We start from the raw sequence: 21,583 nt of genomic DNA on the forward strand, positions 1-21,583 counted from the left end.
GCCTTGCCGCCCCGCGGTCCCAGTACGCGAAGAAAGGCACCCCGATGCACCCTCGACACCACCAGAAGCTGCACTTCGGCCCTGTCCGCTCCGAGCTCCACGTCGGCGTGGACGTCGACCGGATGCGCCGCGAGCGCGCAGACCGGATGCGCGCGCTCATGCGCGCGCAGGGTGTGCCGGCGCTTCTGCTGGCCGGCGCCGACAACGTCCGCTACCTCACGGGATTCCACTGGGGGGAATTCCAGCTGCAGACCGGATACGCCCTGTTCTTCGCCGAGGGCGACCCGGTCGTGTTCTCCCCCGCGGGCTCCCTGCAGCAGATGCCCGACCAGGCGCCGTGGGTGCCCGGGTGGCGTCCGGCCATCTCCTGGCTGGGCGGGGTGGCCCCTGCTTCGGCGATCGCGGAACTGTCCATCGCTTTCGCCGCGCAGATCCGTGACGAGCTCGCCGAGCGGTCCCTCACGGGCGAGCAGCTCGCCGTGAGCGAGATCGACGAGGCGGGGATGCGTGCTCTCCACGCCGCAGGCATCGACACGGTCCCCGGCCTGCCACTGCTGCTCGAGTGCGGGACCGTCAAAACGGCCGACGAGATCGCCTGCATCTCCATGGCCGCCAGCCTGGCGGCCGCCGGCTACGAGACGGTCCGTGCGAACCTGCGCCCCGGCGTCCGCCAGGCACAGCTCTCGACCGCAGCCCGGCGCGCCATCGAGGACGCGGGCGCCGAGGCCGGCGCGGCCCGTCTGCTGTCGGGCCCGCTGTCCTTCCCGCGGGGGATCAGCGGCGGCGACCGCATCGTCGAGTACGGCGACCTCGCCTACCTGTTGACCTGCGGGACGTCCTACATGGGCTACACCGCGTGCCTGTACCGCCAGTTCATTGTCGGCCGCGCGCCGACCGCGACGGAGAGTTCGTCGTACACGAAGCTCACCGACCGCCTCGACCACGCGATCTCCCTGATGCGCCCCGGCGCGAGCACCGCGGACGTCGCGGCCGTGCTCGCCCCCGCCGAGGAGCTGGGCTTCGGGTCGGAGACCGAGTGCTTCAGCCTTGAGCTCGGACACGGGGTCGGCCTGGTCAACGCCGGTTCGCGCGCCATCCACTACAACCCGCCGGTGATCACCCGCGAGTGGTCCTTCGACCACCCCGAGGAGATCAAGGAAGGCATGGTCATCGCGATCGAGGGCATCGAAGGGCAGCACCGCGTGGGCGGCGTCCGGCTCGAGAACCTCGTCGTGATCACCGCCAACGGCGCCGAGCTGCTCGACCACTACAAGCGCGACGAGATGATCCAGACCGCCGCCTGACACCGGTGGGGCACCTTCTTCCATCCCGCGCCCCACACCACTTCCACGAGGACGACGCGCACGCCGGCGTGTGCTGAAGGGACGACCATGCCGAAGCATCGGCGACTGGACACGCAGACCCCGTGGGTCGAGCTGAGTACCACCCCCGCGGACTGGAAGCGTGCCGACCCCGCGCTCCTCGCGGGCATGCTGGCCCAGCTGCACCTGATCCGCTCCTTCGAGGAGACCGTGCTCGAACTCGCCGGCGAGGGGCTCGTCCACGGGCCTGCCCACTCGAGCATCGGCCAGGAGGGCGGCGCGGTCGGCTCGATCATCGGCCTGCGCTCGACGGACGCCGTCAACGGGTCCCACCGCGGGCACCACCAGTTCCTCGCGAAGGCGCTGACCCACGTGGGCGGTGTCCGCTCCGACCTCACCGCCCTCGTCACGCCCGAGATCCGTGACGTCCTGCAGAAGGCCCTCGCCGAGATCCTCGGTCTCGCGCAGGGGTACTGCCGTGGCCGCGGTGGGTCGATGCACCTGCAGTGGTTCGAGGCAGGGGCGCTCGGCACCAACGCGATCGTAGGCGGCGGCGCCCCGATGGCCACCGGCAACGCGTGGGCGCAGAAGCATGCGGGCACCACCGACCTGACGATCAACTACTTCGGCGACGGAGCAGCCCAGATCGGCTCCGTGCTCGAGAGCATGAACCTCGCGGCCGTGTGGAAGCTCCCCAGCGGGTTCTTCATCGAGAACAACCTCTACGGCGTCTCCACGCACGTCTCCGAGATCACCGCCGACACCCGCCTGTCGGTGCGCGGACAAGGGTTCGGCGTGCCGGGCTGGCGCGTCGACGGCATGGATCCCCTCGCCGTGCACCTCGCGACGACCGAGGCCGGCGAGCGGATGCGTGCGGGCGAGGGCCCGGCTGTCATCGAGGCCGAGGTGTACCGCTTCTTCCACCAGAACGGGCCTTATCCCGGCAGTGCCTTCGGCTACCGTACGAAGAAAGAGGAGGCGGCGTGGCGCGAGCGCGACCCGCTGCTGCGCGTCGCCACGGAGATGCAAGGGCTGGGCCTGGTGAGCCAGACCCAGGTCGACTCGGTGCGCGATCAGGCGCGGCAGGCGATGCGCGAAGTCACCGCACAGCTGCTCGAGACCGACCCCCATGCCGACGGCAAGCGGCGCATCCGCCCCGAGCTGTGGCCCCAGCCGGAGTTCGTCGACGTGGGCCTGCGCGGTGACACCAGCGAGCTGGACGGCGCGCGCACGCTCGACCCGGCGACCACTCCGGTCGTCGGCAAGCGCGGCAAGTTCATCGATGCCGTCTCGGCCGTGATGGGCCGCCGCATGGAGCAGGATGACCGGATCGTCGTCATTGGTGAGGACGTGCACCGCCTCGGTGGTGGCACCAACGGAGCCACCAAAGGCCTGGCCAAGCGCTTCCCCGGACGCGTCCTCCCCACCCCGATCAGCGAGAACGCCTTCGTCGGTCTCGGGGGCGGCCTTGCCCTCGACGGCCGCTTCCGCCCCGTGGTCGAGTTCATGTACCCCGACTTCATGTGGGTCGCCGCCGACCAGGTTTTCAACCAGATCGGCAAGGCCCGCCACATGTTCGGCGGCGTCAACCCCGTGCCGCTCGTGCTGCGCACCAAGGTCGCGATGGGCTCCGGGTACGGCTCCCAGCACCTCATGGACCCCGCAGGCGTCTTCGCGACCAGCCCCGGCTGGCGGATCGTCGCACCGTCGACGGCCGCCGACTACGTCGGCCTGATGAACGCCGCGCTCGCTCTGGAGGACCCGGTGCTCGTGATCGAACACGTCGACCTGTACGCCCGGGCCGACGAGATCCCCGAAGACCTCGACTACCAACTGCCGTTCGGCAAGGCCGCGCTGCGGCACGAGGGCTCCGACGTCACGATCATCAGCTACCTGTCGATGGTCCACCACGTCCTGGAGTCGGTCGAGGAGACCGGTCTCGACGCCGACGTCATCGACCTGCGCTGGCTCGACCGCGCCTCAGTCGACTGGGAGACCATCGAGACGTCGGTGAGGAAGACCAACGCCGTGCTGATCGTCGAGCAAGGTGCCAAGGGCACCTCGTACGGCGGGTGGCTCGCCGACGAACTCCACCGCCGCCTGTTCGACTGGCTCGACCAGCCCGTCCAGCGGGTCACCGGCTCGGAGGCCAGCCCCAGCATCTCCAAGGTGCTCGAGCGCGCCGCCATAGCCCGCACCGAAGAGGTCGTCGTGGGAATCGGGCAGGTCCGCGCCGGGATGGGGGGTGTCTGATGGCCACTATCGTGCGCATGCCCGAGGTACTCGCCGACACCACTGAGGCCGCGATCACCACCTGGCTGGTCGCACTCGGCCAGGAGATCGCCGTCGGCACCGCCCTCGCCGAGATCGAGACCGACAAAGCGGTCGTCGAGTACGCCTCCGAGGTTGAGGGCACCGTACTGCACCTCTTCGCCGACGAGGGCGCCACGGTCACGGTCGGAGACCCGATCGTCGCGGTCGGCGCGCCGGGCGAGGCCGTGGAGGGGGTGGAGGGGGTGGAGGGGGCGACCGGCGGGGCGACACCGGCCTCCTCCCCTGCAGCCACTGCGCCTGCGCCCGCCGCCTCCTCGGCGGGGGCCTCGAGCGCCGTGCCCCAGTCCTGCTCCGTCACACGTGGGCCGGCCGAGCCCTCTGGCCGACGCTTCACCAGCCCGCTCGTGCGCAGGCTGGCGAAGGAGCACGGCATCGACCTCGCCACGATCACGGGGACAGGACCGAGCGGCCGTGTCGTGCGCCGTGACATCGAGGGCGCGGTCCGTGAGGGACGCGATGTTCCCATGTCCCCGGCGGCGTCCGGCGCCGAGCCTGCAGCGACTGCATCGCCCGCCGCGGCATCGGCACCCGCCGCGCCTGCGGCGCCAGCCTCTGGCGCCTCCGCCCCGGACGGCGTGGAGGAGGTCCCGCTGACCTCCATGCGGCGCGCGATCGCCCGCCGTCTCACCGAGAGCAAGACCTCGGTGCCGCACTTCTACCTCGTCGCGGACGCACGGGTCGACGAGCTGCTTGCCCTGCGTAAGCAGGTCAACGCGGTCGCCGACGTCAAGGTGTCGGTCAACGACTTCGTACTCAAGGCCGTCGCGGGAGTCCTGCGTGCGATCCCGGAGGCGAACGCCACCTGGGGCGAGACCGTCCTGCACCGCCACCTCACTGTCGACGTCGCGGTGGCCGTCGCGATCGAGGGCGGGCTCGTCACGCCCGTCGTACGCAACGTGGACCGGCTGGCCGTCAGCGAGATAGCGCTCACCGTGCGGGACCTCGCCGAGCGCGCCCGGGCCGGGCGCCTCAGGCAGCACGAGCTCGAGGGCGGCTCCTTCTCCGTGTCGAACCTCGGCATGTACGGAAGCCAGGAGTTCTCAGCGATCATCAACCCGCCGCAGGCGGGGATCCTGGCGGTCGGCGCGGTTCGACAAGTGCCCGTCGTGGACGACGGAGAGCTGGCCGTGGGCACGGTGATGACGGTGACGCTCTCGGCCGACCACCGCGTGATCGACGGCGCGCTCGCCGCACAGTGGCTCACGGCGTTCGTCGAGCGGATCGAAAACCCGATGCTGCTGCTGGTCTGACACCGAGTTCGGTCGCACACGACACCCAGCTCAGACCAGCACAGCCCCTCAGACAAGGGAGTTTGAATCATGCCCAGTACGGGAGTCCTCCGGGGCAAGCATGTCCTGATAACCGGCGCAGGCCGCGGTCTCGGCGAGGCGTACGCACGCGCTGCCGTCACCGAGGGCGCGCGCGTCGTCATCTCGGACATCAACGCGGAGTCTGTCGAGGCAGTCGCCGCGTCGATCAACGGCGCGGGTGGCGAGGCGCTCGCGGTCGTTTCCGACGTCACCGACTGGGACAGCTGCGAGAAGCTCGTCGCGGCAGCCGTGGAACGCTTTGGCAAACTCGACGGCCTGGTGAACAACGCCGGTTACCTGAACCCCACCGTCGCGGGCACCGAGACCGAGGCCGATATCCGCCGGCACATCGACATCGGCGTCTACGGGACCTACTTCATGTCGGTTCACGGTCTCGCCGCGATGCAGGGCAGCGGGTCCATCGTCAACGTAACCTCGGGCGCGCAGGTCGGTCTGCGGATGATGAGCGCGTACGCGGCGGCCAAGGGTGCGGTCGCCTCGCTCACGTACGCCTGGGCAAACGAGTTCGGCGGCCAGGACGGGGACATCCGGGTCAATGCCATGGCCCCGCATGCCTCCACGCCCATGATGGACGCCGGCACGGCCGCTTATACGAAGTACTTCGGCGGGCAGGCGGTCGCGCCGCCACCCGCGACGAACGCACCCGTCGTTCTCTACTTGCTGTCCGACCTGAGCAAGGGCGTGAACGGCCAGGTCGTACGCCTCGCGAACGGGCGCGAACTGCACCTGATGACCCACCCCCAGGTCCTGGACCGGCCACTGACCCGCGACTCGTGGACCGTACAGGATGTCGAGCGGGCCTTCGACGACATGTTCCGGGACCGCCTTCAGCCTTACGGCACCCTGACCAACACCGACGCGCGGCTTGTCGAGCCCGGAGTCGTCGTGTTCGACCCTGCAACCACGTGATCGCACTGAACAGGCCAACGACAAGCTCAGTGCGGCAAGTTGGACCATACGGTTCGCCGACGATCCACGGGCGGTGGGCGATGTGCCGACCGTGCGTATCTCCCGCAGCAAAGGAGAAGTAGGACCGATCAAGCCATGGCGATTCCACGGAACCGGCCGGCCGCTGACTCTGGAAGAGGTACCGGCCCCGGAATGGAGGGCTGGAAGGTCGGCGACCGGGTCGGGCCGCAGCCGTGATGGCCGACGGCGACGCCATCGGCTACGGCGCCTGGGACGGCTACGGCCCCAAGATCCGGGCCGCCAGTGCGCGCGATGGCGACCGACGCGGGCATCACCTCGTACCACGCCATGGTCACCGTCGGCGGCCTGAAGAAGGGCATGCGGGTCGGCGTGATCGGCCTGGGTGGGCTCGGCTACATCGGCGCGCGTGTCGCCGTCCTCAAGGGAGCCGAGGTCTACGCCGCCGACATCTCCCCGTCCTCACGGGAGCTCGCCGCCGAGATCGGGCTGGCGGGCGTCGCCGAGTCAATCACCGAGTTCGCCGACAAGGATCTGCCGCTGATCGTGGACTACGCGGGCTTCGGAACCACCACCGCTCAAGCGGTTGAAACGCTGGGCAAGTCCGGGACGCTCGTGCAGGTCGGCCTCGGCCGCTTACAGGCCACGGTGAACACCCAGGCCCTCATCTTCAAGCAGCTGCGTACCTTCGGCTCCTCTCGGGCACACAACAGGACCTCGCCGAGCTCTACGAACTCAAGCGCAGCGGAGCTGCCCAACCCGCCGATCAACCGAATCGCACCGCACGAAATCCCGGAAGGCCTGGACCGCCTCCGCAAGGGCGGAGCCGTCGGCCGCATCGTTGCTGCCTACGATCACTGAGGCTCCGTCCCCCGGAAGAAGCTGCCGGGGGCCGAGCGAGCGGACACACCAACGGTCACGGTCACCGCTTCCGTCAGGAATTCTTGGCGCTGTACCGAGCAGCCTCCCTGAACGCCGTCGGAGGCATCCCCCTCCACCGTTTGAAGGCCATGGTGAAGCTGGCCGGATCCGTATAGCCCAGCTTGCGGGATATTTCCGATACGGAGTGATCTGTATTCGAGAGCAGATCGCAGGCCAGTTCACTCAAAGTCTCGTCCCGCACCCGGCCGAAGTCCTTGCCCGTGAGTTCAAGCTTGCGTTGCAGGGTACGTGGGGAGACTTGCAGCGCCGCGGCCGCATTTGCCAATGTGCGGTAGAGATTGGGCGCGGCCCTTATGGCTTTCGCGACGGTGTGGGGCCAGTCACCAGTCGCCCTGAACGAGTCGATGATCTGGGTATCCGCTCTGACCCACGCCTCGTGCTGGAAGGCGTTACCGAAGGGCAGTTCCATCTTCGATGTCGCAGGGCTCCACCGCAGCCGCAACGCCTCTGCGCCGCATTCGATTCCGCAGGAAACGTACGCCAAAGCCTCGGGCGATATTTCCGCGATAGGCACCTCGACCCGAGTGAAAGGGAAGGTGTCCCCGTACAGCCACGCGAGTGATCGGGTGCTGGCAAATAGATCACGGTACACGCTGAACGGGATCAACTCGTCCGGGGCGTCAGGGTAGGCGTATTCAATTCCCACCACTGTCCCATCCGGTGCTCGGAGAGGCATGATTTCGAGGAGCCCAGGGGCATTGTCGGTTGCGCTGGCAACTTCCACCCACGCCTCAACGGTCGGGGCGGTCGCCAGGGCCATTCCGCGAACGCCGTAGGTGCTTGTCGTGTAGGCGCGCATTGCCCGCACCCAAAGATCCACGCGATCTCTTGTGAGAGCAACGAACTGAAGCTGGAATGCCAGCTCCTTCTTTGCAGGAATGGTACTTCCCGGTCGATTCAGCGCGCCGGGGTCGATCTCTGCATTCGCGAGCGCGGTTCGCCAGTCGAGATCCGCTTCCTCGAGCAGCTGACACAACGTGTGCACACTAAAATTCGGCACGCGCAAGTTCTGGTACGAGTTCAGCTTCATCGCTTGGCACTTTCGCCGCGCTGGGGAACCGGCCGGCCAAGGGGGGCCGACGAAGCCGACACGGGTGTCGCTCCACTGCATGGCATGTTCGCTGGAATGCCGGGGGGAACGGTCGGAGAATCCATCTCTCTCTCCTCTTCGTTGAGGCGACGGGGTGCCGCTCCGGAAGCGCCGCGGCGACAGGAGAACCGCCTGGCGTCGGAAGTAACGCCAGAAGCCTTACATCTCACGCCACCAACCGGCAAGTGGTGACACCTTGGCGCGTTTTCCTGCGTTGATGGCGTCCCTTGCCATGGTGGTCCGGTGCCGGCGCTCCTAGCGTCATTCATCAGCGGGACAGAGAAGCCGACACAGCGACACCACAACAGATCGGTGAGTACTCCCACCGTTCGAAGTCACCCCTAGCGACAGGGTCGACATCGCCGCTCGTGATCGCAGCAGTCGCCTTCCTCTTCGCAGGAACCGATATGGGCCGGACGCCCTTCGGTATCCAGAGTCGCAACAGTACGGAGAAAACCCATGACGCAAAATATCGCACCACGCGACTTCGTAGCCGATCACACCGTCGCACGTTCTCAGCGCCCCATGATTGGCGGCCCGAACAAGTTCAAGGTCGCAGTTTTCGGCGCGAACGTAACGACCGGCCAGGGCGGTCTCAACCTCGCCGAGAACACGATCAAGCTCGGCAACTGGGACGAGATCCAGGGGCTCGCCCAGAAGGCCGATCGCTACGGTGTCGACGGGTTCATCCCCATCGCCCGCTGGCAGGGGCTCTCGGGCCCCGACCGCCCGTGGGGCCGACAGTACGAGACGTTCACCTGGGCAGCAGGCCTGGCAGCAGCGACGCAGAACATGCAGATCTTCGCCACTTGCCTCGTTCCTTTCATCCACCCGGTGATGGCGGCGAAGATGATGGCCACCGTCGACCACATCAGCGGCGGCCGCATGGGCCTGAACGCCACAGCTGGCTACTTCAAGCCCGAGTACCATATGTTCGGCGTCGAGGTGCCCGAGCACGACAAGCGCTATGAGCTGGCCGACGAGTGGATGACCATCGTCGAGCGACTCTGGGCGGTCGAGGACGACTACCAGTTCGACTTCGACGGGGACTTCTTCCACCTCCAGGGTGCCCAGTCGTGGCCCAAGCCCGTTCAGACGCCCGGGCCGATGGTGATGAGCGCGGGATCCAGCCCTGCCGGCCAGCAGTTCGCGTTCAAGCACGCCAACATCTTGTTCGCGGCGATCGGCAGCGTCGAGCACAGCCAGTCGGTGACACCCAAGCTGCGCGAGAACGCCGACGCGGCCGGGCGTGAGGACCTCGGCCTGTGGTCCGGTGTGCACATCATCTGCAAGGACACGGAGAAGGAAGCCAAGGAGTACCTCGAGTACATCGAGGAGAAGGGCGATTACGAGAGCGCCCTCCGCTACAAGCACATCATCCAGAACGGCGATGCCCGCGGGTGGAGCTGGGATCACTACAAGAAGTCCGAAGACCCGAAGCAGGACGAGACCATCAGGACGTTCTTCCGGGCCGGTCTCGTTCCGCTCGTCGGCACACCCGAGATGATCGTCGACGGGCTCCAGAAGCTGCACGACTCGGGCATCACGGGCATCTGCACCGGACTCGTCGATTACGACGAGGGTCTCGACCGGATGAACGAGCAGATCTTCCCGCTCATGCGCGACGCGGGTCTGCGCGCCTGACGTCCGACCATTCATGAAGGAATGAAGGCAGATGGCCTTCCCTGACCCTCAACAGCTCAGGCTCGCCGTCACGGGACCAACCGAATCCGGCGATACCGGCGGGATGTCGGCTTGGGGGCAGGCTGTTTCGGATGCGGGGTGGCTCACCCCGCCCGAGGTCGTCCATCACGCGAAGTGCCCGGCGCGCGCTGCAGACACCCCGATCCACTGCCGTGCCGACACCGGTCTTGGGGCGCCGATCAATGCACAAAGGCCGGGTGGTGTCACCGGCAGGCCCAGCGTGACTACGACAACAACGCCCTCGTCGCAGAGCACTACTGACGACACGGCTCGTGAACTGATGTGGCCCCCGACCGCAGCGAGGAGGATCCTAGTGCGGCAGATGACTCGGCAGAGCCGTGCCCAGTACCTGGCCGCGAGCCGGCCGTTCGCAATCGAAAGCGTTCAGTCCCGAGACCAGGTTGTCACCGGCGTCGTCCAACACGGCGATGCCCGCGGCCGATTGCTGGGTTTTCCCACCGCCAACCTGACCATGGAGACCAGCGCTCACCTGGACGGTGTCTGGTCCGCCGCAGTCGTCACGCAGGATGACGGCCGACACTGGCCCGCTGCGGTCTCCGTCGGCCGGAGGACCACCTTCTACGGCCGCCACGGCCAACGACTCCTCGAAGCCCATCTTCTCGACGTGGAGATCGATCTGTACGACCGGCAAATATCGGTTCATCTCGTGACCCGCCTCCGCCCCCAGCGACGGTTTCGTGACGTCGAGGACCTTGTGGAGCAGCTGGCGAAAGATGTTGAGGACGTCCGCAAGTGGGCGACATCAACTTCACCCGAAGCGGGCGCGCGATGACCGCGCGTCGGCCGCCGCCTCGGTGGGCGATTCTGCGCGTTGTGGACGCCGTTGAGGCACAGCGTCGCGCAGGGCGCGCACGGATCGACGTCGGCCTGCTCGCACGACGCGTCGGACTCAGCCGAAGCATGACGTCCGCTTGCCTCTTCGCGGCAGATTCACGGCTCTCCGCGCCGACGTCTCCGCATCGCGGGGTCGGCGTGACGAAGCCGAGCTGACGACGCCTTCGGCCCACTCGACTTCGACAGACGAGTTCCCGTCGGCACCGGAGCAGGACCAGGCATGGGCCGCGGCCACGCCACGACGCCGGCGTCCCGCGGCGCGGTACCGACGGGTCGGCAATACCCGTAATCACAACGGAAGTTTTTTCAGCTCTGGCTCACCCAGAGCGTTGCAGTGTTCCCATCGCGGTCACCTTGACGTGATCAGGCAAGCGACGGGGCGGACAGTGGGGTCCGTGCATGTGCCCCGCGAAAGGAGGAGGACTTATGACCCGGTCCAAAGTGCGCACGTCCAGCGACGACCCGATGATCGTCCGAAACGCGTTCGCGCAGTTCCCGTCCGGCGTGGCGGTGCTCGCGGTCGACATCGGCGGCGAGAAGCACGCGCTCGTCGCGTCGTCTTTCATGGTGGGCGCGTCGCTCGAACCGTGCCTCGTCGCGGTCGCGGTGCAGAAGTCTTCTGAGACATGGGGCCTGATCAAGGCTGCCGACTCGCTCGGCGTATCCATATTCGGCAAAGGCCAGGGCGATCTGCTGCGCAAGCTCGCAGGCAAGGACCGCGCTGCCCGCTTCGAGCAGGTTGCGGTCGAAGTCGGCGACGAAGGCGCCATCTTCATCGAAGACGCAGCGCTGTGGCTCGAGTGCTCGATCCATGAGGTTTCCGAGGCAGGTGACCACTGGATGGCCCTGCTCGAGGTGAAACAGCTCGGCGTCGGCCAGAACGAGCCGCTCGTTTGGCATGGCGCGAAGTTCCGGGAACTCATCGACGCGTAGGCGATCGACGCCAAGCACGCGATGAGGTTGCTCCTCCTGTGAAGACCGTTACCGCCGTACAACACCATGGTGTGGTCTCGCAGCCCACCACGACCAACCCTCCATCGTCTACCCGCAGCGCCGACCAAGCGCATGCTGGAGACGATCAATGGGCCGTCACGGCTTGCCCCGTCATCTCATCCGGTAGACCGGAGGTTCAGGGCGGCGCGACGAGTTTGACCGGAGGCTGCATCCGTTTTAGGCTCGACTCCATGCGGAGACAGGCTCCGTTTTGCTGTGGCCGCGGAAACACAAGCAACGGGAGGGTGCATGAGCGCCGAGGGACGACAGAGGCGCAAGCTCGTGCAGCCGTCCAGCGCAACCATGCAGTCCCCTGAAAGCGGCGCAGCGCCACTTCCCGAGGGAAGGGCTCGACACCTCCGTAGCAGCGGTGGCCAAGGAGGCCGGCGTCCGCCCCCATAGGGGCACCCCCCCGGGCGGACATCGCGCGGCTCGGGGACGCCTCCGAGGAACCGCTCGGCCGCCTGCGTGCACTCACTGAGAGCGGACGCCGCGAACAGGACAACGAGGGGTAGGCCACCGGCCGCCCTATTCACAGACATCGTTAGGCGCCCGCGGGGGTGCCGGGAATTCTCTCCGCGCAGCCGTCCATAACGAATCGCCCACCTCCCCAGGGGCTGGCGCAACCTTGAAAGGGATAATTCGTGAAAATTGGGGTTATTGGAACTGGGCCGATCGGGACGACACTGGCGCGCAGGTTCAGCGCCGGCGGACACGACGTCGCGGTCGCCAACTCTCGGGGACCCGAGACGATCGATGCCGAGACACTGGAATTCGGGGCGCATGCGGTGACCGCGGCCAACGCCGCTCAGGGCAAGGACGTCATCGTTCTGTCCATCCCGTTCGGGCGAATCCCGGCGGTGGCTCCGCTGTTCGCCTCCGTACCCGACCAGACCGTAGTCATCGACACCTCCAACTACTTTCCCCACCGGGATGGCGCCATCGAGGCGGTGGACAACGGCCAAGTGGAAAGCCTGTGGGTCACCGAGCAGCTGGGGCGGCCCGTGGTCAAGGCGTGGAACGCCGTACTGTCACAAACGCTCGAGGTCATGGACGCTCCCGCGGGCACCCCGGACCGCATCGCACTGCCGGTCGCGGCAGACTCCGAAGAGGCGCGGCGTGTGGGCATGCGCCTGGTGGACGAATCCGGATTCGACCCCTTCGACGCCGGTACTCTGGCCGACTCCTGGCGCCAGCAGCCGATGATGCCCGTCTACTGCACCGAACTGGACTTGAAGGACCTGGAGAAGGCCCTCAACGCGGCCGACCGGGACGCGGCCCCGCACGTCCGGGACCGCATGCTGGAGCGCGTCCTCGAGTTCACCTCCACGCCCACGCGGGAGCAGCTCCTCGAGCTGAACCGCTCCGTCCACCGTTGAGCACACGGGCCACGGCCCCACAACAGGGCCGCAGTTGAACTATCACAATCACCTTCTTCGTAGCCCCGAACGCCAGCGCAAGGCCCACTCCTCACGCCGCATTCGCGTCGAGCACGGCATTGGGCACCTCAAGAACTGGCGGGCCCTCGCCCGCCACCACGGCCGCCGCAAGCACATGAGTGACATCATCCAAGCCGTCGCCGGACTGCTCTCCCACCAGCAGACCGCCACCATCGCCAGCAGCGTGCGCATGTGAACACGACGGCCAAACCTCGGCCCTCGACGTGCCACCGCCAACCATGCACGACCTCGTTAGGGTGCAGAAGATGCGCTCGACCAAGAGCGGCGATGGTTCGACCCTGCGGCCTCATCGCATCGGAAACCTCACATACCGGCTCAACCATGCATACTGAACGTAATGGTCATTGGCTGGAGGTGCGCATGATGCGGTCCTCACCCTGGCGCGGAGACGCCTGGCCGTCCGTGTTCGGCGAGATCGCGACGGTCGTGATCGACGCTCAAGGCACTGTGCTGTGCTGGTCCCGCGCGGCCGAGGAACTGCTGGAACGGACGGCGGCGGAAGTCTGCGGGAAGCCGGCCGAGGACCTGCTCGCCGACACCTCCGAGTGGTGTTGCCGGGATGAGGCCGAGGAGACCGGGATTCCGCACGCGGGGCGGGCACTGCTGCGGCACCGCTCCGGTGACGTAGTCGAGGTCGCCTTCCAGGTATCGCCGCTGCCGGCCTCCTCGCTTCTCGTCCTGGCCGCCCCCGCCCGCCGCGTGATCGACTGGGAGCAGGGTGCAGCCTTGCTGCGTGCGCTATTCGCTCAGGACCAAATCGGGATCGGCATCCATGACTCGGACCTGACCGTCGTGCGGACCAACATCACACCCGACATGTTCGGCGGCATCGGTCTGTCCATCGGCGGCCGTCTGGCGGACGTGATGTCCCCGCAGGACGCCGAGGGCGCCGAGGCGGCACTGCGCCGGGTACTCGATACGGGTGTGCCGCTGGTCAGGCACGAGCAGTGGATGGGCTCGCCGCAGATTCCCGGGGGGCGGTGGTCCGCGCTGTCCGCATTCCGGCTGGATGATGCCCAGGGACGCGCTAGTGGGGTGGCCGCGCTCTGCACAGATGTCACCGGGCAGCAGCGGCCCCGCCGCGAGCTGGAGCTGCGATATCAGGCCTCGGTCCAGATCGGCGCTTCCCTCGACGTCAAGCACACGGCCCAGGACCTAGTGGATGTCCTCGTTCCGGCCTTCGGGGACTTGGCCTATGCGGCTCTGGCAGAGGCCGTGCTCGAAGGCGAGGAGCCCCCCAAGATCCGTGGCGGAGGAGAATTGCACCTGCGCATGGCCTCGGTGGCTTCGGCCTCCGGTCCCTGGCCGGCCGCGCTCATTCAGCCCGGTGAGGTATTTCCCCCATGGCCGGACCACCCTGTGGTGCGCGGCTACCAGCGCGGCGAGGCCGTCATCCTTGACCGGGCGAGCTATGTCGATGCATTCGGTACCCCGGAAATTCTCGGCAGGTTCGTCCCCGAGGGTGGGCACTCGGTTGTTTGCGCCGCTCTGTTCACGCGCGGCCTGCTGCTCGGCTCCATCGACGTCTGGCGCACCGAGCAGCGCGAACCCTTCGACCAGCAGGACGCGGAGCTGCTGGCCGAGATCGCCTCCCGGGCGGCGCTGAGCGTGGACAACGCCCGCCGCTACACCCGCGAACACCGAGCGGCCGTCGCCCTCCAGCAGCGCCTGCTCCCGCAGGCCACCACCGACTCCCTGGCGGCGGACACCGCGGGGGTGTACCTGCCCGCCGGGGGCGGCGCCGAGATCGGCGGCGACTGGTTCGACGTGATCTCGCTGCCCTCATTGAGATGCGCCTTCGTCGTCGGCGACGTTATCGGCCACGGCCTGCCCTCCACTGCCACCATGGGCCGGCTGCGTGCCGCTATTCAGACCCTGGCCGATCTGGAGCTCGATCCCACCGAACTACTCACCCACCTGGACGACCTTGTCAGCCGACTTGCCACCGAGGCCGGCCCCGAACAGCAGGACACGATCGGGGCTACGTGTCTGTATGCCCTATACGACCCCGTCACCGGCTGCTGCACCCTGGCCTCCGCCGGTCACCCGCCGCCCATTCTTCTCCGGCCGGACGGCACCGCCCGCGTCCTTGAGGAGCTCTCCCCGGGGCCACCGCTGGGAGTTGGTGGCATGCCCTTCGAAACCACCACGATCGACTTGGCCCCCGGCAGCATCCTCGCCCTGTACACAGACGGGCTGATCGCACGAGCCGATCACGACGTGGACGCCGGTCAGCGGTACCTGACCGAACGCCTGGCAGCGCACTACCGCCCAGACGGCCCCCTGCAGGAGACCGGCCGCGCTCTGCTCGCCGAAGCCGCCGACAGTCCGTCACGCGACGACATCGCCCTGCTCCTGGCCCGCACCCGCGTCCTGCCGCCGCAGGCCACCGCCGCCTGGGAGTTCCAGGCCGACCCCGCCGTCGTCACCGATGCCCGCGAGGCCACCCTCCAGCAGCTCGCCGCCTGGGGGATGGACGACCTGGCCTTCACCACCGAACTGGTGGTCAGTGAACTGGTCACCAACGCCATCCGTTACGCCGGCGGCCCCATCGGCCTGCGCCTGATCCACGACGTCACCACGCTCATCTGCGAGGTCACTGACCCCAGCAATACCCAGCCCCGCCTGCGCCGGGCCCGCTGGGCCGACGAGAGTGGCCGTGGCCTGTTCCTCATCGCCCAACTCACCTCGCGTTGGGGCAGCCGCTACGACCAATCCGGCAAGACCATCTGGGCGGAGCAGCTCTTGCCGCTCGCCACCGCGACGTAGCACGGCGGATCTCGCGCGCGCCGGGGGCCGTTGGAAACGGATTTGCTGAGCAGGCCCCTCGCCGACAGCTTGACATACAGCCGTACTTCTGTGTTTCTGCTGGTCAACTCCCTGGCGGTGGAGAGTCTAGTGCCGGATCAGGCAACGTTTGCCCTGTCGACGACGGCGCGTAGACGCTGGTCGTCGGCGTGGCGGTTTCGCCAGATGATGTAGCGGCGGATCATGCTGCCCTGTTCCTTGTGGTCGACGTGCTCCGTGCCGTCGAGGGTGAAGTAGCGCAGGGCCGTGAACTGGGCCTCGATGCGGTTGAGCCAGGAGCTGTTGGTCGGGGTGTAGGCCATCTCGACGTTGTTCGCCGCAGCCCAGGTGCCGACCCGCTGGCACTTCTTCGTGGTCAGGTGCGGGGAGAAGTTGTCTAATGATCGCGAGCCGCACCTCGGGCGGGTAGAGGCTGCGCAGGTAGCGGCAGAACTCCAGGAACTGCGTCCGCCTCTTGATCGGCTTGATGTGGCCATAGAGCTTGTCCTTGCCCAGGTCCAGGGCCGCGAACAGGTGGCACACCCCGCCGTAGCAGTTGTAGGTCGCCCGCCGCCTGCGGCGCGGTTCACGGTCGGGGTCCTTATGCTTGCCACCGCGTTCGGCCCACTGCCGACCCGGATGCGGCATCAGATTGAGGGGCCCGAACTCGTCTATGCAGAAGAAGGCTTCGGGCTCGCCGTCCTCTGGTATGACCTCCTTGTCGGCGACGGCGTAGAGGTGCTCGACGCGTGCCTTCTTGGCCGCGTAGTCGGGGTCGCGGGAGGTCTTCCAGGTCTTCAGGCGTTGAAAGGAGACGCCTTCCTCGCGGAGCAGGATGCGCAGGCCCTCGTGGCTGATGTCGTCGACCACCCCCTCGGCAACCAGGAAGTCCGCCAGCTTGGTCAGACTCCAGGTCGAGAACGGCAGGTCGTGCTCAGTCGGCTTGGACTTGGTGTCGGCGTACAGGTGATCGTGCACCATCTCGTACGGATGAGAGTGCACCAAAGTTGATGCGGTGGCGGGTGGGTCCCGCGAGTGTTCTGTCATCGGTCACGGGGTGGTAGAGGGGAGGCTGAGGTGGTCTTGGACCCGCATCGCTGGCTGGAGTTGAGGCGGTTTCGCGGTCTGTACGAGTCCGGTGCGATGAGCCTGCGGGAGATCGCGAAGGAGACCGGGCTGAACCGTCGCACGGTCACGAAATACTTGTCGGGCGAGGCTCCCGTCGCGCCGCCGAAGCGCACGGCCGAGGGCCGACAGCAGCGACGGGCGGTCGACGAGGTGGCGCCGCTGATCGACGCGATGCTCAGGTCAGAGATCCTTTTGAAGGCATCGGTGATCCACGAGCGTCTGGCGTCGGAGTACGGGGTCACCATCAATTACCAGCGGGTCAAGATCTATCTTCAGGAGGCCCGGCCCCGGATTGCCGAGGATCTCGGTATTAGTCCGGGTGAACTGGCGGGTCTGCATCGCCGGTTCGAGGTAGTCCCGGGCGCCCAGGCCCAGTGCGACTGGGGCGATGAGGGCAAGATCCTCGCCCACGTGGGGATCCCGAAGGTCTACTCGTTCCATATGACTCTGTCGTACTCGCGTGATCCGTTCTGCTGCTTCACCACCAGCCAGGATCTGGCGAGCTTCTTCGATTGCCATCGGCAGGCGTTCGCGCACTTCGGCGGGGTGCCGATGACGATCGTCTACGACCGCACCAAGACCGTCGTGCGCCGGCACGTCGCACCGGGCGAGGCGGTCCCGCTGCACCCGGAAGCGGTCGCGTTCGCCGGGCACTACGACTTCGATATCGATGTCCTGGCCGCCTATCGGCCGACAGGGAAGGGCCGGGTCGAACGGCAAGTGCTGATCGTCCGAGACCACGTGCTGTCCGGACGGGCCTTCTCCTCGATCCAGGAGATGAATGCCGCCTTCGCCGCCTGGGTGCCGCTGCGGAGGGCGAAGGTGCACGGCACCCACGGCGAGGTCATCGGGCACCGGGCCGTGCGCGATCATGTGGCCCTGCGGCCGCCGCCGCCGACTCCGTATGTGGTCGCCCAGCGGCATCTGCGGCACGTCGGCAAGGACTGCCTGGTCGCCTTCGACGCGAACCTCTACTCGGTGCCAGCCCGCAAGGTCCGCCCCCGTCAACTGGTCGAGGTCCGGGCCACGAAGTCGCAGATCAGCCTGCACTCCACCGTCCCCGACGCCAGCGGCGGGACCCTCTTGGCTGTCCATCCGCGGGCAGTCGGCCGCGGCGCGCGTGTCGTCGACGAGAAGCACTGGGACGGCCTGCCCAAGGGCGACAACCGGCGCGTCACCACCGGCGACGTGGTCCCCCGGCCTCGCCATGACCAGCCACTGGGCCTCGAAGCCGGCCCGCTGCAAGCCCTGTTGAACCGGGCCGCAGCCGCCAGCGTCGAAGTTGGCCGCCGCCCGCTGTCCGTCTATGACGAACTGACCGGCACCCGCCCCTTCTCCACCCACCGCGCGACGAAGGAACGCTCTTGAGCCAGCTGACCGGCAACCGCATCCGCACCACGGCCGGCAAGCTCGGCCTGCCCCATCTCGCGGAGACAATCAACGAGTTCACCCGCCGGGCCGACGAGGCGAAGATGGGTTACCTCGACTTCCTCGACCTGGTCCTCTCCGAGGAACTCGCGGTCCGCGACGACCGTCGCTTCCGCCAAGGGCTGCGGACCTCGAAGCTGCCGCACCACAAGACGCTCGATGAGTACGACTTCTCCTTCCAGCCCGACCTCGACCCCCGCAAGGTCAAAGACCTCGCCACCCTCTCGTTCGTCGAGGCCAAGGCCAACGCGGCCCTGCTGGGCCCGCCGGGAGTCGGCAAGACGCACATCGCCGTCGCCCTGGCCGTCGCGGCCTGCCGGGCCGGCTACTCGATCTACTTCACGACCCTCGACGACATGGTCCGTCACCTCAAGACCGCCGAGGCCGCCGGACGGCTGGTCAATAAGCTCGGCACCTACCTGCGGCCCAGCGTCCTCGTGGTCGACGAAGTCGGCTACCAACCCCTCGAACGCGCGGAAGCGAACCTGGTCTTCCAGGTGATCTCCAAGCGCTACGAGAAGGGCTCGGTCATCCTGACCTCGAACAAGACCTTCAGCGAGTGGGGTCAGGTCTTCGGCGACGAGGTCCTCGCCACCGCCATCCTCGACCGCCTCCTCCACCACTGCGAAGTCGTCTCTATCAACGGCAACAGCTACCGGCTCAAGAACCGGCTCCAGGCCATCGAGCGGGACACAGACGTGGCCTGAGCGACCAGGAGGCCAATCGCAGAAGGTGAGCGAACGTGCCGACCACATCACAAATAGGACCCAGCTTGTCCTAGATCCCTAATACCGTCCCGCCCATGAGCCATGAAGACACGTCAGCATCCACGTTCCGCTACTCGGCTGTCACCTTCGACTGCCCTGACCCCGCTGAGCTGGCCCACTTCTACGGAAAGGCCCTCGGCCTGCCTGTGGTCCTCTCCACCGAGGATTTCATCCTGCTCGGCCGAGAGGGAGCTGCAGGACTGGGATTCAACCGGCTCACCGACTACCGCCGCCCCACTTGGCCGGATCCCTCCCAGGAGAAGCAGGCCCATATAGAACTAGGCGTCGACGACTTGGACGCCGCTCAGGCTCGCCTGCTCGCTCTGGGAGCCGTCAAGCCCGAATTCCAGCCGGACCCCGACCGGTGGCGGGTCCTGCTGGATCCCGCAGGCCACCCGTTCTGCATCTCCACCCTGGTCTGAGCACGACCGTCCCTCTGAGACTGGTGCACATTTCTCCGTACTTGGTGGAGCACTCAGAACAGTACGGGGACACTTGGCAATCTTCTTGATCTCGCAGCGCTCGGGCAGCGTGAAGATCTTCGGCCGTCCGCCCTTGTACTTCGGGTAGAGCGAGTGGAAGCCGTCGGTGTTGAAGTTGTGGATCACATCGCGGACCCGGTCGTCGCTGGTGAACGACACCTCAGCGATCCTCGCCACTGGCATGCCCTGCGCGGACAGCAGCACCATCTGAGCCCGCCGCCAGGTCACCACCGACCCAGTGCCCCTGCGGATGATCCGCAGCAGACGCCGCCCCTCGTCATCATCGCTCTCACGGACCCGCACACGTTCAGCCACACGACCATTTTGGCCAACCGATACCGCTCGGCGCAGCAACCAGACGACACGTCACAACGAGGCGAACGTTGCCTGACGCGGCACTAAACACTACACCACACCGGAGGTCTTCGCCTTCGATCAAGACCCCCGTGTCAACAACGTCCGTGATCAATACATCTAGTCCGTGTCCGTGTTTCCCGCCGGGTGGTGGTCGATCCAGGACAGGCTGCCTCGTTCGAGGCGGTGGCGGGCGCGGGTGACTGCTACGTAGGCGAGGCGGGCTTCGGTGTCGTCGATGGGCCCTGGCAGCGGCCTGCCCTGGTCGTCCTTTTCCTCGCTGTCTTTGGGCGGGTGGAAGTCGTCGGCGATGCGTACGTTCGGCCATTCGCGCCCTTTGGCTTTGTGGGCGGTGGTCACGGTGACCTGGGCATGGTGTTCGTCGACGAGGTGGCCGATGGCGGTGAGGATCGCGTCTGCCCCGTGCTGGTCGATGAGATCGACCAGGGGTTTCAGGTCGCCGCCGGTGGGGTCGCGGTCGGCGTAGTCCTGGAGCTCTCCCCAGGAGCGGAAGAGGATGAGTTCGGGGTGGCGGGTAGGGCGGCCATCTTTGAGGGCGCGGGCGGCGTGGGCGAGGGCTTGCAGGGATTTTCCGCCGCCGGCGAGGGCGACGCGGTGGCCGGTGTCGAGGAGGTTCATGACGTGGGTGATGGTGCCCACGTTGGTCCGGCACAAGATGGCGTCAGGCTGGGGCACGTCGGTGAGTTCGGTGGGGACGGTGTCGGAGCCCTGAAGTCGGATGGGGGCGTCGGCGATGGTGAGCCACCGGTTGGCTTCGGCTGCCAGGCGGGGGCCGAAGCGGAAGGACCGGGAGAGAGTCAGGGGGGTGCCGTTGAAGCCGGTCATGACGTCCTTGGCGCCGCGCCAGCCGTAGATGGCCTGGGCGGAGTCGCCGACCATGACGAGCTGGGCGTGGGCACGCTGGGCGTTGAAGGCCTGCTCGACAACGGGGTTGGTGTCCTGGGCTTCGTCGAGGAGGAGGTAGTCCGCGTCGATCTTGGGTTCGGTGAGGGCCCAGATCTTGAGGTAGTGGTCGTGTCCGAAGCTCACGGCGCCGTGTTCAGGGTGCTGGAGATCGGCCCATGCCTTGTGTGCGAAGGGCAGGACAGCGTCCGCCAGTTGGGTATAGCCCTGTCCTTCGAGGCCGCGGAGTTGGGGGATGTGGCGGCGGGTGATGACGGGGTCGGCTGAGTGGCAGAAGCGGGTCACGGCGTGCAGGGCGGCGTAGGACAGGGCTGCGGGGGTGATGTCGTGGTCCCCGATGCGCAGGGGCTGGGTGATGCCCAGGGCCCGGCCGGCTCTCCAGCCGCTTTGGCGGGGGCCGTTGAGGCGGGGCAGGTAGCGGTGGCCGGTGGCGGCGAAGGCCAGCGCGTGGGTGGTCTTACACGTGACGGTACGCGGGAATCGGGAGGTTGCGGCGGTGGCGATGTCCTTGCTGAAGGCGAGGTAGCGGCCGCGGCGAGGGGTGGCGGCAGCGAGCAGGGCCAGGGTGGAGGTCTTTCCGGTACCGGCGCCTGCCTGAAGGGCAAGGTGCTGGCCGGCACGGAAGGCGTCAGCGGCTGCGACCTGTTCGTCGGTGGGCTTCAGCACGGGCACTCCATGAAACGGATCGGTTCAAGGACGCGAACCGCGGCCGCCGGAATCGGCCGTGGCTGACGGCCCGGCTCGCTCGGGCCCGG

16 protein-coding genes and 2 pseudogenes are annotated in these 21,583 nt (G+C 67.3%); 14 read left to right on the forward strand and 4 right to left on the reverse strand.

Annotation, left to right across the window (positions count from 1 at the left end; translation table 11 throughout):
• The first annotated feature begins 44 nt into the window (after nucleotides 1-44).
• From OG452_RS00185 to OG452_RS00205, 5 genes are all read left to right on the forward strand, one after another.
• Entirely contained in the window at nucleotides 45-1,304 is a 1,260-nt protein-coding gene (locus OG452_RS00185; protein ID WP_327293535.1) for a M24 family metallopeptidase, read from the forward strand.
• An 87-nt stretch (nucleotides 1,305-1,391) separates the two neighbouring features.
• On the forward strand, nucleotides 1,392-3,575 hold the full coding sequence (locus OG452_RS00190; RefSeq protein WP_327293536.1) for an alpha-ketoacid dehydrogenase subunit alpha/beta: 2,184 nt from the start codon (nucleotides 1,392-1,394) through the stop codon (nucleotides 3,573-3,575).
• Between the two features lie 17 nt (nucleotides 3,576-3,592).
• Nucleotides 3,593-4,906: a dihydrolipoamide acetyltransferase family protein gene (locus OG452_RS00195; protein ID WP_327293537.1), complete on the forward strand. Its 1,314-nt coding sequence runs from the start codon at nucleotides 3,593-3,595 to the stop codon at nucleotides 4,904-4,906.
• 69 nt (nucleotides 4,907-4,975) lie between these two features.
• Nucleotides 4,976-5,896: an SDR family NAD(P)-dependent oxidoreductase gene (locus OG452_RS00200; protein WP_327293538.1), complete on the forward strand. Its 921-nt coding sequence runs from the start codon at nucleotides 4,976-4,978 to the stop codon at nucleotides 5,894-5,896.
• Between the two features lie 312 nt (nucleotides 5,897-6,208).
• Nucleotides 6,209-6,775, forward strand: coding sequence for a zinc-binding dehydrogenase (locus OG452_RS00205; protein ID WP_327293539.1), 567 nt, complete (start codon nucleotides 6,209-6,211; stop codon nucleotides 6,773-6,775).
• A 73-nt stretch (nucleotides 6,776-6,848) separates the two neighbouring features.
• Here OG452_RS00205 and OG452_RS00210 read toward each other — a convergent pair whose 3' ends face one another.
• The gene (locus OG452_RS00210) at nucleotides 6,849-7,886 is read right to left on the reverse strand and encodes a helix-turn-helix domain-containing protein (RefSeq protein ID WP_327293540.1); all 1,038 of its coding nucleotides are present in this window, start codon (nucleotides 7,884-7,886) and stop codon (nucleotides 6,849-6,851) included.
• 519 nt (nucleotides 7,887-8,405) lie between these two features.
• On the opposite strand from OG452_RS00210, the gene OG452_RS00215 reads away from it, so the two are divergent.
• The 6 genes from OG452_RS00215 (at nucleotide 8,406) to OG452_RS00240 (ending at nucleotide 15,727) form a co-directional block, all read left to right on the forward strand.
• Nucleotides 8,406-9,590: an LLM class flavin-dependent oxidoreductase gene (locus OG452_RS00215; protein WP_327293541.1), complete on the forward strand. Its 1,185-nt coding sequence runs from the start codon at nucleotides 8,406-8,408 to the stop codon at nucleotides 9,588-9,590.
• A gap of 382 nt (nucleotides 9,591-9,972) precedes the next feature.
• A complete protein-coding gene (locus OG452_RS00220) occupies nucleotides 9,973-10,443 on the forward strand; it encodes a riboflavin kinase (RefSeq protein WP_327299464.1) in 471 nt (156 codons plus the stop codon).
• Between the two features lie 488 nt (nucleotides 10,444-10,931).
• Nucleotides 10,932-11,438 carry a flavin reductase family protein gene (locus OG452_RS00225; protein WP_327293542.1) on the forward strand — a complete coding sequence of 169 codons (507 nt, stop codon included), beginning with the start codon at nucleotides 10,932-10,934 and terminating at the stop codon, nucleotides 11,436-11,438.
• A 704-nt stretch (nucleotides 11,439-12,142) separates the two neighbouring features.
• A complete protein-coding gene (locus OG452_RS00230; RefSeq protein ID WP_327293543.1) occupies nucleotides 12,143-12,877 on the forward strand; it encodes an NADPH-dependent F420 reductase in 735 nt (244 codons plus the stop codon).
• Nucleotides 12,878-12,911: 34 nt separating this feature from the next.
• Complete coding sequence (locus OG452_RS00235; protein ID WP_327293544.1) at nucleotides 12,912-13,133, forward strand: hypothetical protein; 222 nt, start codon at nucleotides 12,912-12,914, stop codon at nucleotides 13,131-13,133.
• A 188-nt stretch (nucleotides 13,134-13,321) separates the two neighbouring features.
• Entirely contained in the window at nucleotides 13,322-15,727 is a 2,406-nt protein-coding gene (locus tag OG452_RS00240; RefSeq protein ID WP_442810145.1) for a SpoIIE family protein phosphatase, read from the forward strand.
• A 137-nt stretch (nucleotides 15,728-15,864) separates the two neighbouring features.
• Here OG452_RS00240 and OG452_RS00245 read toward each other — a convergent pair.
• Nucleotides 15,865-16,699, reverse strand: a pseudogene (locus OG452_RS00245) (IS630 family transposase); the annotation flags it as partial.
• Between the two features lie 123 nt (nucleotides 16,700-16,822).
• Here OG452_RS00245 and istA point away from each other — a divergent pair.
• The 3 genes from istA to OG452_RS00260 all read left to right on the forward strand — a co-directional run bounded on the left by istA (nucleotide 16,823) and on the right by OG452_RS00260 (nucleotide 19,490).
• Nucleotides 16,823-18,241 carry an IS21 family transposase gene (gene istA / locus OG452_RS00250; protein WP_327293546.1) on the forward strand — a complete coding sequence of 473 codons (1,419 nt, stop codon included), beginning with the start codon at nucleotides 16,823-16,825 and terminating at the stop codon, nucleotides 18,239-18,241.
• On the forward strand, nucleotides 18,238-19,008 hold the full coding sequence (gene istB / locus OG452_RS00255) for an IS21-like element helper ATPase IstB (protein WP_327293547.1): 771 nt from the start codon (nucleotides 18,238-18,240) through the stop codon (nucleotides 19,006-19,008). The genes istA and istB overlap by 4 nt, the downstream gene beginning before the upstream one ends.
• A gap of 95 nt (nucleotides 19,009-19,103) precedes the next feature.
• Entirely contained in the window at nucleotides 19,104-19,490 is a 387-nt protein-coding gene (locus tag OG452_RS00260; RefSeq protein WP_327293548.1) for a VOC family protein, read from the forward strand.
• Between the two features lie 36 nt (nucleotides 19,491-19,526).
• Here OG452_RS00260 and OG452_RS00265 read toward each other — a convergent pair.
• Together OG452_RS00265 and OG452_RS00270 are read right to left on the reverse strand one after the other, a co-directional pair.
• Nucleotides 19,527-19,865, reverse strand: a pseudogene (locus OG452_RS00265) (helix-turn-helix domain-containing protein); the annotation flags it as partial.
• A 159-nt stretch (nucleotides 19,866-20,024) separates the two neighbouring features.
• The gene (locus OG452_RS00270; RefSeq protein ID WP_327299465.1) at nucleotides 20,025-21,491 is read right to left on the reverse strand and encodes a UvrD-helicase domain-containing protein; all 1,467 of its coding nucleotides are present in this window, start codon (nucleotides 21,489-21,491) and stop codon (nucleotides 20,025-20,027) included.
• Nucleotides 21,492-21,583: the final 92 nt, after the last annotated feature.

This window comes from Streptomyces sp. NBC_01197 (assembly GCF_036010505.1).
Lineage (GTDB): Bacteria > Actinomycetota > Actinomycetes > Streptomycetales > Streptomycetaceae > Streptomyces.

What these genes read in the sequence shown, in the direction of transcription:
- OG452_RS00260 (WP_327293548.1), top strand. Translation starts at nt 19,104, where the DNA reads ATGAGCCATGAAGACACGTCAGCATCCACGTTCCGCTACTCGGCTGTC.
- OG452_RS00185 (WP_327293535.1), top strand. Translation starts at nt 45, where the DNA reads ATGCACCCTCGACACCACCAGAAGCTGCACTTCGGCCCTGTCCGCTCC.
- OG452_RS00210 (WP_327293540.1), bottom strand. Translation starts at nt 7,886, where the DNA reads ATGAAGCTGAACTCGTACCAGAACTTGCGCGTGCCGAATTTTAGTGTG.
- OG452_RS00240 (WP_442810145.1), top strand. Translation starts at nt 13,322, where the DNA reads ATGCGGTCCTCACCCTGGCGCGGAGACGCCTGGCCGTCCGTGTTCGGC.
- OG452_RS00225 (WP_327293542.1), top strand. Translation starts at nt 10,932, where the DNA reads ATGACCCGGTCCAAAGTGCGCACGTCCAGCGACGACCCGATGATCGTC.
- OG452_RS00220 (WP_327299464.1), top strand. Translation starts at nt 9,973, where the DNA reads ATGACTCGGCAGAGCCGTGCCCAGTACCTGGCCGCGAGCCGGCCGTTC.
- OG452_RS00215 (WP_327293541.1), top strand. Translation starts at nt 8,406, where the DNA reads ATGACGCAAAATATCGCACCACGCGACTTCGTAGCCGATCACACCGTC.
- OG452_RS00200 (WP_327293538.1), top strand. Translation starts at nt 4,976, where the DNA reads ATGCCCAGTACGGGAGTCCTCCGGGGCAAGCATGTCCTGATAACCGGC.
- OG452_RS00205 (WP_327293539.1), top strand. Translation starts at nt 6,209, where the DNA reads ATGGCGACCGACGCGGGCATCACCTCGTACCACGCCATGGTCACCGTC.
- OG452_RS00195 (WP_327293537.1), top strand. Translation starts at nt 3,593, where the DNA reads ATGCCCGAGGTACTCGCCGACACCACTGAGGCCGCGATCACCACCTGG.
- OG452_RS00190 (WP_327293536.1), top strand. Translation starts at nt 1,392, where the DNA reads ATGCCGAAGCATCGGCGACTGGACACGCAGACCCCGTGGGTCGAGCTG.